At 72.4% G+C, this 15625-nt stretch carries 16 protein-coding genes; 4 read left to right on the forward strand and 12 right to left on the reverse strand.

The features are described from left to right. Positions 1-21: 21 nt before the first annotated feature. The 5 genes from ACQEVZ_RS56175 to ACQEVZ_RS56195 form a co-directional block, all read right to left on the reverse strand. The gene (locus tag ACQEVZ_RS56175) at positions 22-1092 is read right to left on the reverse strand and encodes an ABC transporter substrate-binding protein (RefSeq protein WP_433384315.1); all 1071 of its coding nucleotides are present in this window, start codon (positions 1090-1092) and stop codon (positions 22-24) included. Positions 1093-1286: 194 nt separating this feature from the next. After that, positions 1287-2048 carry an enoyl-CoA hydratase/isomerase family protein gene (locus ACQEVZ_RS56180; RefSeq protein ID WP_344502063.1) on the reverse strand — a complete coding sequence of 254 codons (762 nt, stop codon included), beginning with the start codon at positions 2046-2048 and terminating at the stop codon, positions 1287-1289. Positions 2049-2069: 21 nt separating this feature from the next. Then, complete coding sequence (locus ACQEVZ_RS56185) at positions 2070-2891, reverse strand: crotonase/enoyl-CoA hydratase family protein (protein ID WP_344502062.1); 822 nt, start codon at positions 2889-2891, stop codon at positions 2070-2072. A gap of 1 nt (position 2892) precedes the next feature. Further along, a complete protein-coding gene (locus tag ACQEVZ_RS56190; protein ID WP_433384320.1) occupies positions 2893-3657 on the reverse strand; it encodes an SDR family NAD(P)-dependent oxidoreductase in 765 nt (254 codons plus the stop codon). Further along, positions 3654-4856 (reverse strand): thiolase family protein, encoded by a 1203-nt coding sequence (locus ACQEVZ_RS56195; protein WP_433384323.1) that lies wholly within the window; start codon positions 4854-4856, stop codon positions 3654-3656. Before ACQEVZ_RS56195 ends, ACQEVZ_RS56190 begins: the two co-directional genes overlap by 4 nt. Before the next feature lie 87 nt (positions 4857-4943). On the opposite strand from ACQEVZ_RS56195, the gene ACQEVZ_RS56200 reads away from it, so the two are divergent. Together ACQEVZ_RS56200 and ACQEVZ_RS56205 are read left to right on the forward strand one after the other, a co-directional pair. Beyond that, positions 4944-6086 (forward strand): acyl-CoA dehydrogenase family protein, encoded by a 1143-nt coding sequence (locus ACQEVZ_RS56200; protein ID WP_344502059.1) that lies wholly within the window; start codon positions 4944-4946, stop codon positions 6084-6086. Next, positions 6083-6886 carry an amidohydrolase family protein gene (locus tag ACQEVZ_RS56205; RefSeq protein ID WP_344502058.1) on the forward strand — a complete coding sequence of 268 codons (804 nt, stop codon included), beginning with the start codon at positions 6083-6085 and terminating at the stop codon, positions 6884-6886. The genes ACQEVZ_RS56200 and ACQEVZ_RS56205 overlap by 4 nt, the downstream gene beginning before the upstream one ends. Here ACQEVZ_RS56205 and ACQEVZ_RS56210 read toward each other — a convergent pair. From ACQEVZ_RS56210 to ACQEVZ_RS56230, 5 genes are all read right to left on the reverse strand, one after another. Next, positions 6872-7576 (reverse strand): FadR/GntR family transcriptional regulator, encoded by a 705-nt coding sequence (locus ACQEVZ_RS56210; protein ID WP_433384328.1) that lies wholly within the window; start codon positions 7574-7576, stop codon positions 6872-6874. The genes ACQEVZ_RS56205 and ACQEVZ_RS56210 overlap by 15 nt on opposite strands. 209 nt (positions 7577-7785) lie before the next feature. Beyond that, positions 7786-9024 carry an LLM class flavin-dependent oxidoreductase gene (locus tag ACQEVZ_RS56215; RefSeq protein ID WP_433384331.1) on the reverse strand — a complete coding sequence of 413 codons (1239 nt, stop codon included), beginning with the start codon at positions 9022-9024 and terminating at the stop codon, positions 7786-7788. After that, the gene (locus tag ACQEVZ_RS56220; RefSeq protein WP_433384334.1) at positions 8916-9194 is read right to left on the reverse strand and encodes a hypothetical protein; all 279 of its coding nucleotides are present in this window, start codon (positions 9192-9194) and stop codon (positions 8916-8918) included. The genes ACQEVZ_RS56215 and ACQEVZ_RS56220 overlap by 109 nt, the downstream gene beginning before the upstream one ends. Positions 9195-9409: 215 nt before the next feature. Then, positions 9410-10021 (reverse strand): hypothetical protein, encoded by a 612-nt coding sequence (locus tag ACQEVZ_RS56225; RefSeq protein ID WP_344502052.1) that lies wholly within the window; start codon positions 10019-10021, stop codon positions 9410-9412. A gap of 248 nt (positions 10022-10269) precedes the next feature. Continuing rightward, the gene (locus ACQEVZ_RS56230; RefSeq protein ID WP_433384337.1) at positions 10270-10863 is read right to left on the reverse strand and encodes a TetR/AcrR family transcriptional regulator; all 594 of its coding nucleotides are present in this window, start codon (positions 10861-10863) and stop codon (positions 10270-10272) included. Positions 10864-10968: 105 nt separating this feature from the next. On the opposite strand from ACQEVZ_RS56230, the gene ACQEVZ_RS56235 reads away from it, so the two are divergent. Together ACQEVZ_RS56235 and ACQEVZ_RS56240 are read left to right on the forward strand one after the other, a co-directional pair. Beyond that, on the forward strand, positions 10969-12156 hold the full coding sequence (locus tag ACQEVZ_RS56235) for an acyl-CoA dehydrogenase family protein (protein WP_433384340.1): 1188 nt from the start codon (positions 10969-10971) through the stop codon (positions 12154-12156). Next, positions 12149-13192 (forward strand): phosphotransferase family protein, encoded by a 1044-nt coding sequence (locus ACQEVZ_RS56240; protein ID WP_433384343.1) that lies wholly within the window; start codon positions 12149-12151, stop codon positions 13190-13192. Before ACQEVZ_RS56235 ends, ACQEVZ_RS56240 begins: the two co-directional genes overlap by 8 nt. A 126-nt stretch (positions 13193-13318) precedes the next feature. Here ACQEVZ_RS56240 and gdhA read toward each other — a convergent pair whose 3' ends face one another. Further along, positions 13319-14665: an NADP-specific glutamate dehydrogenase gene (gene gdhA, locus ACQEVZ_RS56245; protein ID WP_433384346.1), complete on the reverse strand. Its 1347-nt coding sequence runs from the start codon at positions 14663-14665 to the stop codon at positions 13319-13321. Between the two features lie 277 nt (positions 14666-14942). Further along, positions 14943-15578, reverse strand: a complete 636-nt coding sequence (locus tag ACQEVZ_RS56250; protein ID WP_344502047.1) for a class I SAM-dependent methyltransferase — start codon at positions 15576-15578, stop codon at positions 14943-14945. Positions 15579-15625: the final 47 nt, after the last annotated feature.

Here is a 15625-nt window from a genome sequence, read left to right on the forward strand (position 1 = left end):
AAATCGTGCCCTGCCCCGTCATCAGTTCCCCCGGGCGACGGGCGCCACGAGCTTGTCGTACTTGAGTGCGGCGTAGTCGTTCTCCGACGTCGCGTCGAAGAGCGTGACGAGCGTCTTCCAGTTGACCTCGGTGAAGTTGCTGCCCGCCGGGTAGGCGCTCTTGCACTGCGCCCACATGTTGTCGAAGACCGCCTTGTCCATCTCCTTGAAGACGTTGCTCTTCAACAGCTCCGCGGCCTTGTCCGGCTGGTCGACGGTCATCTTCTGGCCGTCGTTGAGAGCGTCGTGCACGGCCTTGACGGTGTCGGGGTTCTTCTCGATGTACGACCGCGACGCATAGGTCACGATGCCCTGGTAGTCCTTCAGCGACGTGACGTCGCCCTTGGGCAGCGACACCCAGGTGACGGCCTTGCCCTGGGCCACGGCCACCTCGCCGCTCCCGACCGCGGCGAAGCTGGCGTCGAACGTGCCCTGGATGAGACCGGCGGGGATGGCGCCGAGGTCGTTGAGCGGCACGAAGCGGACGTCGGTGTCGGGCTTGAGGCCGACACCCTCGAGGATCGTGCGCAGCACGATGTTGCCGGTCGAGCCGCTGGGGCTCACCGCGATCCGCAGGCCCTTGAGCGCCTTGAGCCGGTTCTCGATCGGCGCGTCGGGGGCGACGCCGGTCTTCTGGGCCGCCTCGTTGCGCATCGTCAGGCTGAACAGCAGCGGCGCCATGCCGGCGATGATCTGCACGTCCGCGCCCTTGGCGATCGCGTCGATCACGGTGTTGGTGCCGCCCACCGCGACGTCGACGTCGCCGGCGAGCAGCGCCGCCACCTGGTTCGTGCTGCCGGCGCCGGCGATGTTCTGCCGGCGCAGGGAGATGCCGTGCGCGTCGCCGAGCTTGCCGTCGATGGCGAGGTTCATCGTCGCGTTGTTGATGCTGGAGGTGATCCCCACGCGGACCGTGGTCGGACCGCCGGTGCCGTCCGACTTCGAGGACTGGGGATCGGAACCGCAGGCACTGAGCGACAACGCTACGGCGAGGGCCGTGGCGACGGCGGCGCCGGTGCGGCCGGCGAGCCGGGGGAGGCGAACGCCGAGCATTCGACGCTCCTTTCATCAAGACCAAGGGATTATGGTTACCATAATCATGAATTGGGGTGTGGTCAACATTACAAGGAATTCGAACGGCTCAACCTGGTAACCGTTCGGACATCTCGGGGAGACACCCGCGACGCCGCAGGGGTGTGCGTCGCGCCGGGGGCCTCCGGCGTACCGGCAGGCGCGGGTGAGCCCGGTCAGTCGCCGCGGAAGTTCGGCCGGCGCTTCTCCAGGAAGGCCCGGGCGCCCTCCACCATGTCCGGGCTGCCGATGGCCTGGATGAGCATCCCGACGCCGGCGGCCATGTTGTCCTTCGACGCGTTCCACCAGAGGTTGGAACTGATCTTCGTGATCTCCAGGTAGCGCGGGCTGAGCCGGTGGATCTCGGCGAGCATCGCCTCCACCGCCGGCTCCAGCTCGCCGTCGGGCACGACCTCGTTGACGAGGCCGAGCGCGAGGGCCTGCTCGGCCGGGTAGCGGCGGCACAGCATCGCCATCTCCTTGGCCCGCTTCTCGCCGATCTGGACCCCGAGGACGTTCGTCGCCCCGAGCACCGGGGCCGAGCCCACCTTCGGGCCGGTCTGCCCGAACGTCGAGCGCCGCGTGGCGATCGCGAGATCGCAGGCGATGACCAGCTCGTTGCCGCCGCCGGCCGCCGCACCGTCGACGGCCGCGATGACCGGCCGGGGGCAGTTGCGGATCGCGTCGACGAGCCGGAAGGACGCCGTGAACAGCTCACGCAGGGCGTCCGGGTCGGGATCGCCCAGGTTGGCCAGCGCGCCGCCGGCGCAGAACGCGCCGCCGGACCCGGTCAGCACGACGGCGTCGAACCGGGCGGCGCCCTCGACGGCCGCGGTCATCGCCCGCGCCATGTCCAGGTCGTACGCGTTGCGGCGATCCGGACGGTTGATGGTCACCCACAGGGCGTGACCGCGCTCTTCGACCTCGATGTCAGCCATGTCGTCTCCTTCGGTGCCCGCTCACCGGCCGTGCCAGCGCGGGGGCCGCTTCTCCTTGAAGGCGCGCGCGCCTTCCTTCGCGTCCTCCGACGACCGCACCGGCTCGTAGATCTCCGCCTGCCGGGCGAACGCCTCCGAGGAGTGCCAGTCGCGCGACTCGACGATGATCCGTTTCGTCGCCCGGACCGCGAGCGGCCCGTTGGCGGCGACGCGACGCGCCAGCTCGAGCGCCGCGTCGAGCGCCCCTCCCGGCGGCGTGAGCCGGTTGACGAGCCCGACCTCGGCCGCTCTCTCCGCGGTGAACGTGTCGCCGGTGAGCGTCCACTCCATCGCCAGCTGCAGCGGTACCCGCGACGGCAGCCGGAGCAGGCCGCCGCCGCCCGCGAGCAGTCCCCGCTTCACCTCCGGCAGGCCGAACCGTGCGCCCTCGGCGGCGGTCACCAGGTCGCAGGCGAGCACGATCTCGAACCCGCCCGCGACGGCGAAGCCCTCCACCGCGGCGATGAGCGGCTTGCCGGGCGGGCGCTCGACGAGGCCGGCGAAGCCCCGGCCCGGGACCGACGGCCGCTCCCCCGCCAGGAACGCCTGCAGGTCCATGCCGGCGCAGAACGTCCCGCCGGCGCCGGTGATGACACCGGCGGTGATGCCCGGATCGGCGTCCAGCCGCTCCATGGCGGCGGCGATCCGGCGCGCGGTCGCGAGGTCGATGGCGTTACGGACCTGGGGCCGGTTGATGGTGACGACGAGGACGCCGTCGGACACCTCGACGAGCACCGGCGGCGGGCACCGGTCGTCCCCGGCCACGGCCGGGGCGGCGACCCGCTCCATGATGTGGTCGACCATCTCAGCGGGCCTGCATCCGGACGGCGCCGTCGAGGCGGATCGTCTCGCCGTTGAGGTACGCGTTGCCGATGATGTGCACGGCGAGGGCCGCGTACTCGTCGGCCTGCCCGAGCCGGGCCGGGTTGGGCACCGTCCGGGCCAGCCCCTGCTTGATCTCGTCGGAGAAGCGGTCGAGGATCGGCGTGTCGAAGATGCCCGGCGCGATCGTGCAGACGCGGATGAGCTTCGTCGCGAGGTCGCGGGCCGCGACGAGGGTCATGCCGACCACGCCCGCCTTGGCCGAGGCGTACGGGATCTGGCCCACCTGCCCCTCCCACGCGGCGACGGACGCGGTGAGCACGCACACCCCGCGCTCGCCGTCGACCGGCTCGTTCGCCGCCATCCGGGCCGAGGCGAGGCGCAGCACGTTGAACGTGCCGACGAGGTTGAGGCGGACCAGCGTCTCGTAGAGCTCCAGCGACCCCGGCGAGCCGTCGCGCTCGACGAGGCGCACGGTGCCGCCGCGGCCCGCGCAGTGCACCAGCGCCCGCAGCGGGGCGACCCGCTCGGCCGCGTCGAGGGCGGCCGCGACCTGGTCGGGCTCGGTGACGTCGGCGGGCACGAAGCACGCCCGGTCACCCAGCTCCGCGGCCCGCTCGGCGCCGGCCGACGTCGGCAGGTCGAGGATGACGGTGTGCGCCCCCGCGTCGACCAGCCGGCGGGCCGTCGCCAGGCCGAGGCCCGAGGCGCCTCCGGTGACGACGGCACTGTTTCCCTGAAGATTCATCGGGGCGACTCCTGAAGGATCTCGATGATGGTGGCGTTGGCCATGCCGCCGGCCTCGCACATCGTCTGCAGCCCGTACCGGCCGCCTGTCTGTTCGAGGTGGTTGATGAGGGTCGTCATGAGCCGGGCTCCGGACGCGCCGAGCGGGTGCCCGAGTGCGATGGCTCCGCCGCGCGGGTTCAGGCGCCCGGCGTCGACCGGGAACTCGGCCCGCCAGGCGAGCGGGACGCTCGCGAACGCCTCGTTGACCTCGATCGCGTCGATGTCGCCGATGCGCAGCCCGGCCCGGTCGAGCACCTTGCGGGTCGCCGGGAGCGGCCCGGTGAGCATGAGGGTGGGGTCGTCGCCGACCACGGCGGAGGCGACGATCCGTGCCCGCGGCCGCAGGCCCAGCGCCGACGCCCGTTCCTCGCTCATGACGAGCAGCGCGCTCGCGCCGTCGGTGATCTGCGAGGAGTTGCCCGCGGTGACCTTCCAGTCGACCTCGGGGAACCGCCGGGTGTAGGGGTCGGTGGCGAAGGCCGGCGACAGGTTCGCCAGGGTCTGCACGGAGCTGCCCGGGCGGATCGTCTCGTCCGCGTCGACGACCCGCTCCCCCGCACCGTCCGGCACCCGGATCGGGACGATCTCGCGGTCGAAGGCGCCACCGGTGCGGGCCGCGGCGGCCCGCGCATGCGACTCGGCCGCGTACGCGTCGAGCTGCTCGCGGGTGAGGCCCCACTTGGCGGCCACCAGCTCGGCGGCCACGCCCTGCGGCACGAGGCCGGGATAGCGTGCGCGGGTCCGCGGGCCGAACGGGTCGGCGTCCATGCGACCGGAGCCCATCGGCACCCGGCTCATCGACTCGACGCCGCCGGCGATCACGACGTCGTAGGCACCGGCCAGGACGCCCCACACCGCGAAGTCGACGGCCTGCTGGCCGGAGCCGCACTTGCGCTCGACCGTCACCGAGGGGACATGATCAGGGAAGCCGGCGGACAGCCACGCCTGCCGGCCCGGCGTCGCCGACTGCTCGCCGACCTGACCGACGCAGCCAACGATGACGTCCTCCACCAGCGCAGGATCGACACCGTTGCGCTCGAGGAGCGCGGCGAGCACCTGCCCGAGCAGATCGACGGGGTGGAGCCCGGCCAGGGAGCCGGACGCCTTGCCCTTCCCCATGGGAGAGCGCACCGCGTCGACGATGACGGCACCAGTCACGAGAACCTCCTGCGAGCCGCTTGACCGACGTTAACTATATAAACCAATATCACAGATACGGGTGCAGGACTACAGGACGGAGGCCCCGTGAGCGAGGCACTTTTTGAGCTGCCGGAGGCGTACAGAGCGCTGCAGGAGCAGGCCCAGGCGCTGGCCAGAGCGGTGCGGCCGTTCTCCGCCCGGGCCGACGAGGCCGACCACATCGACCCCGACATGCGCGCCCAGCTGGCGGCGAGCGGGCTCACCGATCTGGTCGTGCCGGCCGCGTACGGCGGGCGGCACGAGAAGGTGGACGCCCTCGCCGTGACCGTCGTGCGCGAGGCGCTGGCCGCGGAGAGCGCCCATCTCGACTCCCTCTTCGCGATGCAGGGCATCGGCAGCTACGGCCTGGGCGTCGGCGGCGCGGAGCGGGTCAAGGCGGAGTGGCTGCCGAAGGTCGCCACGCTGGGGGCCATCGCCGGGCTGGCGCTCACCGAGCCGCAGGTCGGCTCCGACCTGCGGAACCTGGCGACGACCGTGGAGACCGACGGCGACCACGTCGTCGTCACGGGGCACAAGTCGTTCATCACCAACGGCGGCGACGCCGACTTCTATCTCGTCCTCGGCCGCCAGGGCGACGGGTTCACGCTGGTCCTCGTGCCCGCCGGGGCGCCGGGCTTCTCGGCCAGCAACCCGCACCAGATCATCGCGCCGCACGTCCTCGGCGACCTGCACCTCGACGGCGTGCGCCTGCCGGCCGACCACGTCGTCGGCCCGCCGGGCAAGGGCTTCTCGCTGGTGCTCGCCACGCTGGCGACCTTCCGGGTCTCGGTCGCGGGCGCGGCCGTCGGGCTCGCGCAGGCGGCCCTCGACGAGGCGCTGCGCCACACCGCCGGCCGCGAGCAGTTCGGCGTGCCGGTGGCCCGCCTCGGCCCGGTGCCCTCGATGCTCGCGACCTCGTGGGTCGAGATCGAGATGGCGCGCAGCCTCGCCTACCGCGCCGCCGCGGCCGCGAGCCGCGACCCCCTCGCGGCGCTCAACCTGTCGTCGATGGCGAAGGTCGGGGCCACCGAGGCCGCGGGCCGGGTCGTCGACCGCGCCGTCCAGGTCATGGGGCGGTTCGGGCTGGTGCGCGGCGGCCTCATCGAACGGCTCTACCGGGGCGCGCGGCCGATGCGCATCTACGAGGGGTCGACCGAGGTCATCCTCGATTCGCTGGCGAAGCAACTGCTGAAGGGACTGCAGTCATGATCATCGACGCGCACTGTCACGTGTGGCCCGACCACATCGCCCCGCAGGTGCTCGCGCAACGACCGGCGGGGCTGGACCCGCGCCACGACGGCACGCTGGACGGCCTGCGGCGCACCATGGACGAGGCCGGCATCGACCTCGCGATGACGCTCGCGGTCGCCACCGTGGCCAAGAACGTCGCGCGGACGAACGAGTTCATCGGCGGCGTCGACCGGTCGCGGTTCATCCCGTTCGGCACGGTGCACCCGGACCTGCCGGTCGCCGCGAACATCGCGTCGCTGCGGGACAACGGCATCGGCGGGGTGAAGCTGCACCCGCTCTTCCAGGGGCTCTCGCTCGCCGACCCCGCGGTGCACGAGATCCTGCACGGGCTCGCCGCGGAGGGCATCGTCGTGATCACCCACGCGGGCGCCGGCGGCGACGCGCAGGCCAACGACCGGGGCGCCCCGCACCATCTGCGCACCATCATCGACACGGTGCCGGGCCTCAAGCTGATCGCGTGCCACTTCGGCGGATACCACCGGCTCGACGAGGCCGAGCAGGCCGTGCTCGGCACCGACGTGCACCTGGAGACCTCGTGGCCGCCCACCCTGCGCGGGCTGGACGCCGACCGGGTGCGCGAGATCATCGCGCGGCACGGCGCGTCCCGGATCATCTACGGCAGTGACTGGCCGATGAGCGATCCGGCGACGGAGATCGCGGCGGTGCGCGCGCTCGGGCTCCCGCCCGCGGACGAGGAGGCGATCCTCGGTGGCAACCTGGCCCGCCTCCTCGGGATCGCGCCGCTAGCGCACGACTGACCAGGTGATCGAGGCGTCCATGGTGGAGGCGAACTTCTTCTCCAGGTAGCGCGTCATCTCCGCGATGTGCTCGCGCATGGACTCCTCGGCCACGTCACCGTCGCTGGCGGCGATGGCGTCGTAGATGGACCGGTGCCGCTTGAGCACCGTCCCCCGGCGGTGCTCGGGGTAGTCGACCCCGAGCACCGTGCCGTCGAGGATGTCGAGCAGCGCGTCGACCAGGAAGCCGAACACGGTGTTTCCCGACGCCCAGGCAATGACGTCGTGGAAGCTCTTGTTCGTCTCCAGGAAAACGCCCTGGTCTGCGATGTGCTCGCCCATTTTCTGCACCGATTCTTCGAGCTGGCGCAGCCGCTCGGCGTCGATGCGCTGCGAGGCGAGCCGGGCCATGAGCGGCTCGAGGGCGGCACGGGTCTCCAGAATGGACCGGAATGGCGCCTGCTCGAACTGCAGCAACAGAATCAGGGACGTCGCCAGATGAGAGGCGTCGGGCTTCTCTACGATCGGACCGCCGCCCGGCCCCGGCTTGAGGGAGATGACGCCCTGCAACTCGAGAAACCGCAGCGACTCCCGGAGGGTGCCGCGGCCGACCTGGTACTCCTCGAGCATGACCCGCTCGGGCGAGAGCCTGTCGCCGACCTGCCGGCCCTGCCTGCTGATCTCGTTGACGATGCGCTGCGCCACGAGCATGGCGGTCTTCTGCGGACGGTCACGGTTCACTGCCGCACCCCCCTTCTGCGTCGGCCTCCCCTGAGGCTCATTGCTTCCTATGATATTCAGCGAAAGGGCGTGTTCGCTACCCGCCCCCACCAGCCCGGCGTCCGCATTTCCCCCCGATGTCGAGAATGTGCGAGGAATGTGACCATCCCTATCGCGCTGCGTGACCGCCGTCAATACGATCAGCGCCGACCCAGCGCGGGCAGCACTTCGTCGGCGAACAGTTTGAGGGTGGCGAGCATGTCCTCGTGAGGCAGGTCGTACCACTGCGCCCGGAGGATGACCGTCGTCACGCCGGCCTCCTCGAGCTCGCGCAGCCTGGCGACGCACGTCGCGGGGTCGGTGAAGAGGTACGCCTCGTCGGCCACCTCCGCGGCGGCCGCCTCGCTCTGCAGGTGACGATACTGGGCCGTCGCATCCGGGGCGTTGTACTTCGCGTACTGCTGGGTCACGCCGAGCCGGGCGCGGAGGCCGCGCTCGCGGGCCCGCTCCCGGTCCGGGTCGAGCACGAGCTCGCGGCGGACGACCACCTCACCGTTGAGCGGCCGGCCGAGCCGCGCGCGCTCCGCCCGCTCCACCTGGACGAGCTCGGCGAGCTTCGCCACCGACGCGTGCGGCGGCACGATCCAGGCGTCGCCGAGCTGAGCGGCCCGCCTGGCGCCCGCCTTGTGCATTCCGGCGCCGACCCAGATCGGCGGCCCACCCTGCTGCACCGGGGGAAGGCTGATCCGCGCGTCGTCGAGCGAGTAGTGCTTGCCCGCGTAGGTCACCGGCTCACCGGACCACAGCCCGCGGATGATCTCGACACTCTCGGTGTAGCGCGAGACGCGTTCGTCGAGCGGGATGCCGAACGCGGCGAACTCGTTCTCCCGGTAGCCCATGCCGAAGCCGGCGATCGCCCGTCCGCCGCTCAGGTGGTCGAGCGTCGCGAACGTCTCGGCGACCTGGACGGGGTGGTGCAGCGGCAGGATGAACATGTTGGTCCCGATCCCCATCCCCTCCGCCTGCTGCGCGAGCGCCGCCAGGGTGGGAATGGGCTGGAGGGTGGGCATGCTGCCGAGGTAGTGGTGCAGCAGCCAGATGCTGTCGATCCCGCACTCCCGCGCCACGGAGACCTGCTCCCGGAGCTCGCCGACCCGCTCGGCGGCAATGGTCCCCTGCGGGAAGTCATTCATGATCGCTAATCCGAACTTCACGGCCCGTAACCCCTTCGACGCCCAACGCTGCTGCACGATATAACGATTATAAGGATATTGTCGCCAGCAAGCGAGAGTGCACAAGGGCGTTCGCCCGGTCGTCTCCGGGTGGGCGGTCACGGACCGAACGGGGCGGGCGGCGGATGGCGGTCCGCCTCCCGCGCGGCGAGCGTGGCCATGTCCCGCCGGTACTGCTCGGCCGACAGGTAGCCGGCGAGCAGCCACTCGGTCAGCACGGCCTCGGCCCGCTCGGCCCGCGGCGACGCCGGCGAGAACCCGAGCGACTCCCGGCTCCGGCGCCTGGCGATCCACGCACTGCCGGACGACAGGATCGCCACGAAGATCAGGACGATCAAGAAGACGGCGAACTCCACCGCGACCACCCCCGCCGGCATCCGGGGTCCACATTCAATCCTCGCTCGGCCGGTTTCCGGCGGCAACCGGTCCACGGGCAGCTCCGGGCGCGCCCCCAAAGGGGCGCCGACGCGGATGGCGCAACTCTTCACATATTCAGCTTCATGTTCGGCTACGTCCCCTGGGCCGTCCTGCCGACTCGTCGACGGGTTCAGCACCGGGCTCTACACCCTGTACGACTGCGCGCGGTAGCCGGTCACTCGCCTTCCTTCGAGCCGTCCGAGGTCATCGCCTCCTGACCGGGAGCCGACGGCAGGAAGGCGTGCTGGTGCCCCCGGCCGATGTCGACGTTGAGCTGGTCGAGTTGCGTGGCGCCGACCGACCAGCCGGCGACCGCCAGGTCACGCTGGCGGCTGGCGAGGCTCAGCAGCGCCGCCCGGTCCGCCTCGGGGGCCTTGACCGCGGCGGCGTACGTGTCCACCGCGAGGTCGAGCTGCCGGGCGCCGCCGGCGAGGCTGCCCCGGGCGATGTTGACCGCCGTCCCGGCCGACGGCGGGTCCTTGAACTCCTCGACACCCTTGCGCGTGGCCGCCTTCCATCCGTCGACCTTGCCCTGCTCGACCAGCGGTCCCGGCGCACCCTTGGGCGGAAGCGCCGTGGCCAGCTGCTCGACGGCCGGACCGAGCAGCTCCAGGATCCGGCGCGCCTGGTCGGTGAGCGCCACGACCTGGTCGGCGTCGCGCTTGACCTCCGCGACCTGCAGCTCGTCGATGCGCCGCTGCGTGTCGCTGCGCGGGTCGGCGACGGCGCCGCCGACGAGACCCCCGATCAGCCCGCCGACGACGAGCGCGACGGCCGCCGCGATCACGACGGGCCGCCACCGAAAACCACCGCCGCCGGTGGCACGGGCGCGGGCAGGCAACGGACGGGCGCGACTCGGCGAACGGGGTGGCATCACAGCTCCTGGGGGCGCGTTCGGCTGCCGCCGGGACGGAAGGCTCGCCGAAGACCGACCACCCGGGCGTGGTGACGCCCGATGCTATCGGCACACCCGACCGGCCGGAAAGTCCGGAATCGGGGGCATCTGAGGGTGTCGCGGGGAGGGCACGCCGGAGGTCATCGTTCCGGCGGGGCCGGCGAGAGCATCCGGATGGCCTGGTCGGCGTACGTGTAGGCGACCTGCTCCACGCTGTGCGGGCCGTCCGGGCGGAACCAGGCCGCCACGCCGATGCCCATGTCGAGGATGGAGTACGACGCCAGGCGCGGGTGCTCGACGGCGAAGACGCCCGCGTCACGGCCCTCCTCGATCACGCCGCGCAGGGTGCGCTCGTAGGCCGCCCGCATGGCCAGGATCCGGTCGCGGGCGGGCTGCTCCAGGTTGCCGATCTCACGGTTGCCGACGAAGGCCTGGTCGCGGTGGCCGGCGTGGTAGCGGACGTGGGCCTCGACCATCCGGCGCAGCCGCAGGACCGGTCCGCCGCCGGCGCCGGCGGCGGCGCGCTGCGCGTCCAGCAGCGCCTCCATGGTCTCGACCATGACGGCGACCAGCAGGTCCTGTTTGGACCTGACGTGCCGGTAGAGGCTCGGCCCGCGGACGCCGACCGCGGCGCCGACGTCGGCCATGGTGGTGGCGCGGTAGCCGCGGTCGGCGAAGAGGCGCAGCGCGGCACGGCGGATCTCCGCCGCCTCCAGGCCTGGCTCGCTAATCATCGTTAGCCTACTCGTCACTATTGCTTGACTTTGCTCGTAGCAGCATACCTAAACTGCGCTAATGATGGTTAGCAAGCGGACGGCGGGCCGGAGACGGGAGGGGTCATGAGCTTCGACTTCTCGCTGAGCGAGCGGACCACCGAGTGGCGGGACCGGATCGCCGCGTTCGTCCGCGACGAGGTGATCCCCCGCGAGCAGGACGCGTTCGCCAATGGGGTCACCGACGCGCTGCGCGCCGAGCTGCAGCGGGCCGCGCGCGCGGCCGGCGTGTGGGCGCCGCAGGTGAGCGCCGGGCTGGGCGGCGGCGGGTTCCGCTTCGACGAGGCCGCGGTGCTGCTCGAGGAGGCCGGCACCAGCCTGCTCGGCCCGCTGGCGCTGAACTGCGCGGCACCCGACGAGGGCAACATCCACCTGCTCGACGCGGTGGCCACCGGCGACCAGCGGGACGCGTACCTGCGGCCGCTGGCCGCCGGCGACGTCCGGTCCTGCTTCGCGATGACCGAGCCGCCGCCGGGCGCGGGCTCGGACCCGGCCGCGCTGCGCACCAGCGCCACCCGCGCGCCCGGCGGCTGGCGCATCAACGGCCACAAGCACCTGATCACCGGCGCGGACGGCGCGGCCTTCGCGATCGTCATGGCCCGGCACGACGACCGCGACGGCGCGAGCATGTTCCTCGTCGACGCGGACAACCCGGGCATGACGGTGGGCGCCCACGCGCGGACCCTGGACGCCACCATGCCCGGCGGCCACTGCCAGGTGACGTTCGACGGCGCGTTCGTCCCGGACGCGGCGGTGCTCGGCGAGCCGGGGCAGGGTTTCCGGTACGCCCAGGTGCGGCTCGCCCCGGCCCGGCTGACCCACTGCATGCGCTGGCTCGGCGCCGCCCGACGGGCGCACGGGATCGCCCTGGACCGGGCGCTCGGCCGGGAGCTCTTCGGCGCCCCGCTGGCGAGTCACGGGATGGCACAGCAGCTGATCGCCGACAACGAGATCGACCTCGCCGCGGCGCGGGCCCTGCTGTGGCACGCCTGCTGGCAGATCGCCGAGGGCGCCCGCGGCACCGAGGAGTCGTCGCGGGCCAAGGTCTTCATCAGCGAGGCGGCCTGCCGGGTGGTCGACCGCGCGGTGCAGCTGGCCGGTGGGATGGGCACGTCGGACGAGCTCGTCATCGGCCGCATCTACGCCGACATCCGCGCGTTCCGCATCTACGACGGCGCCTCCGAGGTGCACCGGATGTCCATCGCCCGCCGGGTCGTGCGGCGCGCCGAGGGCCGGAGGACCACCGATGCCTGAGCTTCCGGGACTGCCGTCCGGCCGGATCGGGCCGTGGCTGCGCGAGCACCTGCCGGAGCGCTTCCCCGGCGGCTGGGACGCCGAGCTCATCTCCGGCGGGCTGTCCAACATCACGTACCGGATCGTGCCCGCCGGCGGTGAGGCGGTGATCCTGCGCCGGCCGCCGCTGGGTGAGGTGCTGCCGAGCGCGCACGACATGCGCCGCGAGCACCGCGTCCTCACCGCGCTGGGCGGCACGGCCGTGCCGGTGCCGCGGACGCTGGTGCTGTGCACCGACGAGGAGGTCCTCGGCTGCCCGTTCTACGTCATGACCGAGGCGCGGGGGCGGGTGCTGCGCACCGCCGCGGACACCGCGGAGCTGTCCCCCACGGTGCGGTCCGAGCTGGCCGACCGGCTGATCACCACGCTCGCCGACCTGCACGCGATCGAACCGGCGGCGGTGGGGCTCGCCGACTACGGGCGGCCGGACGGCTACGCGGCACGCCAGCTGCGGCGCTGGGGCGGGCAGTGGGAGCGGTCGCGGACCCGGGACCTGCCGGACATGGACCGCCTGCTGGCCCGGCTCGCCGAGCGGCTGCCGGCGCAGGCCGGGTCGGCGCTGGTGCACGGCGACTACCGGCTCGACAACACCGTCGTCGACCTGACCGGGCCGGCGCGGATCACCGCCGTGCTGGACTGGGAGCTGTGCACCCTGGGTGACCCGCTCGCCGACCTCGGCGTGGCGCTGTCCTACTGGCACGACCCCGGCGACGACGAGCGCGGCCTGATCCCGGTGGCCGCCGGCGTGACCGCGCACGAGGGCTTCCCGCGGACCCACGAGCTGGCCGAGCGGTATGCCCTGCGGACCGGCCGCGACCTGACGACCCTGCCGTTCCACCTGGCGCTCGCCGCGATGAAGCTCGCGGTGATCCTGGAGGGCGTGCACGCGCGGTTCCTCGGCGGGAAGACGGTCACCGCCGGCTACGACAACGTCGGCGCCGCGGTGCCGGTGCTCGTGGCCCGCGGCCTGCGCCGGCTGGACGGGTCAGGCGCCTGAGCCGCACCGCGGACGAGCTCATCGAGCTGCTGATCGCCACCACAGCCGCCTCGGCGCCGGGCCGGGACCGGCCCGCGATGAGGACCGGTCCCGCGACGTGTGTGCGGCGCTCGTGGCGCCGGTGGGTCAGATCAGGCCGTGGGCGAGCATCGCCTCGGCGACCATCCGGAAGCCGTCGATGTTGGCGCCGGCGACGTAGTTGCCCGGCATGCCGTACTCCTCCGCGGTGGCGTAACAGCGGGCGTGGATGTCGCGCATGATGCCGTGCAGCCGCTGCTCGGAGTATTCGAACGTCCACGAGTCGCGGCTGGCGTTCTGCTGCATCTCCAGCGCGCTGGCGGCGACCCCGCCGGCGTTGGCCGCCTTGCCCGGCGCGAAGCGCACGCCGGCCCCGGCGAACACGCGGACCGCCGCCGGCGTCGTCGGCATGTTCGCCCCCTCCACCACCGCCACGCAGCCGCCGGCGACCAGCGCGGCCGCGTCGTCCGCGTCGATCTCGTTCTGCGTGGCGCTCGGGATGGCGACCGCGCACGGCACGTCCCGCCACAGCCCGCCGCCGGGCGTGAAGGTCGCCCCGGGACGGTGGCGGACGTACTGCTCGATCCGCTCCCGCCGGACCTCCTTGACCTCCTTGAGGACCGCCACGTCGATGCCCTTGTCGTCGCGCACGTAGCCGGACGAGTCGGAGCAGGCCACCACGAGGCCGCCGAGCTGGTGCACCTTCTCGATCGCGTAGATGGCCACGTTGCCGGAGCCGGACACCACCACGCGCTTGCCCTCGATGCCGTCGCCGGCGGCCCGCAGCATCTCCTCGGCGAAGAACACCGCGCCGTAGCCGGTCGCCTCCCGGCGCACCTGGGCACCGCCGTACACGAGACCCTTGCCGGTGAGCACCCCGGACTCGTACCGGTTCGTGATCCGCTTGTACTGCCCGAACAGGTAGCCGATCTCCCGGCCGCCGACGCCGATGTCGCCGGCGGGCACGTCGGTGTACTCGCCGATGTGCCGGTACAGCTCGGTCATGAACGACTGGCAGAACCGCATCACCTCACGGTCGGAGCGGCCCTTCGGGTCGAAGTCCGACCCGCCCTTGCCGCCGCCGATCGGCATGCCGGTCAGCGCGTTCTTGAACAGCTGCTCGAACCCGAGGAACTTCACGATGCCGAGGTAGACCGACGGGTGGAACCGCAGGCCGCCCTTGTACGGACCCAGCGCGGAGTTGAACTCGACCCGGAAGCCGCGGTTGATGTGCACCTCGCCCCGGTCGTCCTCCCACGGCACCCGGAAGATGATCTGCCGCTCCGGCTCGCAGATCCGCTCGATGATCTTGGCCTGGGCGTACTCCGGGTGCTTGCCCAGCGCGGGGGCGACGCTGTCGAGCACCTCGCGAACCGCCTGGTGGAACTCGCTCTCACCAGGGTTGCGGTGGACCACCGCGGTGAAGATCGAGTCAAGTTTGTCCTGTACCGACACCGTCGTCCTTCCGGTTTGGCCTGTCCGAGCACCCGCTGAGCCGAGTGCCGGGACACCCACACCGTTGTGGATCGGTCTCGCCTCGCGCGGGGCCGTGCCCTGCTGAAGGCCAGGCCGAGCAACATCGCGTGTTTGCCTCCCGTTCATCGTTGCATCACTGCAACCACAGGCGCGACCGTCCGTGTTGATCAGCACACAGCCCGGCCGTCGCCGGACGGGCCGGCCTCGGGGGTGGACGGCGCCAGGCGACCTGCTGCGACGCGGCTGCCAGGAGTGCTCAGGCGGCCGGCTTGCGGGCGTGGACGCGTTCGATGGTGCCGGCCTTGTGCCGTTCCGCCTCCTCGACGTCGAAGCCGGCGGCGCGCACCAGGGGCAGCTGGCGGCGGGTGAAGTACTCCCCCGCCGCGCGGCCGGTGAGCTGCTCGAGCAGCCACTGGGCGGCGCGGACCGGCGGCCAGCTGCTGCCGATGTGGTCGAGCAGCAGCAGGGTGCCGCCGGGGACGAGGACGCGGTGCATCTCGGCGATCGCGGCGGCCGGGTGCGGGATGGTGCACAGCGACAGCGCGCACACCACGGTGTCGAAGGTGCCGTCCGCGAAGGGCAGCCGCTCGGCGTCGCCCTGCCGCAGGTCGGCGGGGCGGCCGAGGTCGGCGGCGCGCCGCTGGGCGATGGCCAGCATCGCGGGGCTCAGCTCGATGCCGGTGAGGACGACGCCGGGCCGGTAGTGGGGCAGGCTGCGGCCGGTGCCGACAGCGACCTCGAGGACCCGGCCGTGTGCGCGTCCGCCGAGCCACTCCCGTCCGCCGGTGAACCAGACCCGTTCGAAGAAGCCGATCTGCTTGTCGTAGCCGGGTGCGTTGCGGTCCCACACCCGCTGCTGGCGGGCCGTGGGCGTCTCGGCGTCCCTGGTCACGGTGGTCCCTTCGGCGCGGGGAGGAGCGGTCACCGCCGGCGGCGCCG

The sequence above is a fragment of the Dactylosporangium sp. CA-152071 genome (assembly GCF_050936335.1).
GTDB lineage: Bacteria > Actinomycetota > Actinomycetes > Mycobacteriales > Micromonosporaceae > Dactylosporangium > Dactylosporangium maewongense.

What these genes read in the sequence shown, in the direction of transcription:
- ACQEVZ_RS56240 (WP_433384343.1), top strand. Translation starts at nt 12,149, where the DNA reads ATGCCTGAGCTTCCGGGACTGCCGTCCGGCCGGATCGGGCCGTGGCTG.
- ACQEVZ_RS56210 (WP_433384328.1), bottom strand. Translation starts at nt 7,576, where the DNA reads ATGCTCGTGGCGCAGCGCATCGTCAACGAGATCAGCAGGCAGGGCCGG.
- ACQEVZ_RS56185 (WP_344502062.1), bottom strand. Translation starts at nt 2,891, where the DNA reads ATGGTCGACCACATCATGGAGCGGGTCGCCGCCCCGGCCGTGGCCGGG.
- ACQEVZ_RS56220 (WP_433384334.1), bottom strand. Translation starts at nt 9,194, where the DNA reads ATGCCGGCGGGGGTGGTCGCGGTGGAGTTCGCCGTCTTCTTGATCGTC.
- ACQEVZ_RS56175 (WP_433384315.1), bottom strand. Translation starts at nt 1,092, where the DNA reads ATGCTCGGCGTTCGCCTCCCCCGGCTCGCCGGCCGCACCGGCGCCGCC.
- ACQEVZ_RS56230 (WP_433384337.1), bottom strand. Translation starts at nt 10,863, where the DNA reads ATGATTAGCGAGCCAGGCCTGGAGGCGGCGGAGATCCGCCGTGCCGCG.
- ACQEVZ_RS56205 (WP_344502058.1), top strand. Translation starts at nt 6,083, where the DNA reads ATGATCATCGACGCGCACTGTCACGTGTGGCCCGACCACATCGCCCCG.
- ACQEVZ_RS56180 (WP_344502063.1), bottom strand. Translation starts at nt 2,048, where the DNA reads ATGGCTGACATCGAGGTCGAAGAGCGCGGTCACGCCCTGTGGGTGACC.
- ACQEVZ_RS56235 (WP_433384340.1), top strand. Translation starts at nt 10,969, where the DNA reads ATGAGCTTCGACTTCTCGCTGAGCGAGCGGACCACCGAGTGGCGGGAC.
- ACQEVZ_RS56190 (WP_433384320.1), bottom strand. Translation starts at nt 3,657, where the DNA reads ATGAATCTTCAGGGAAACAGTGCCGTCGTCACCGGAGGCGCCTCGGGC.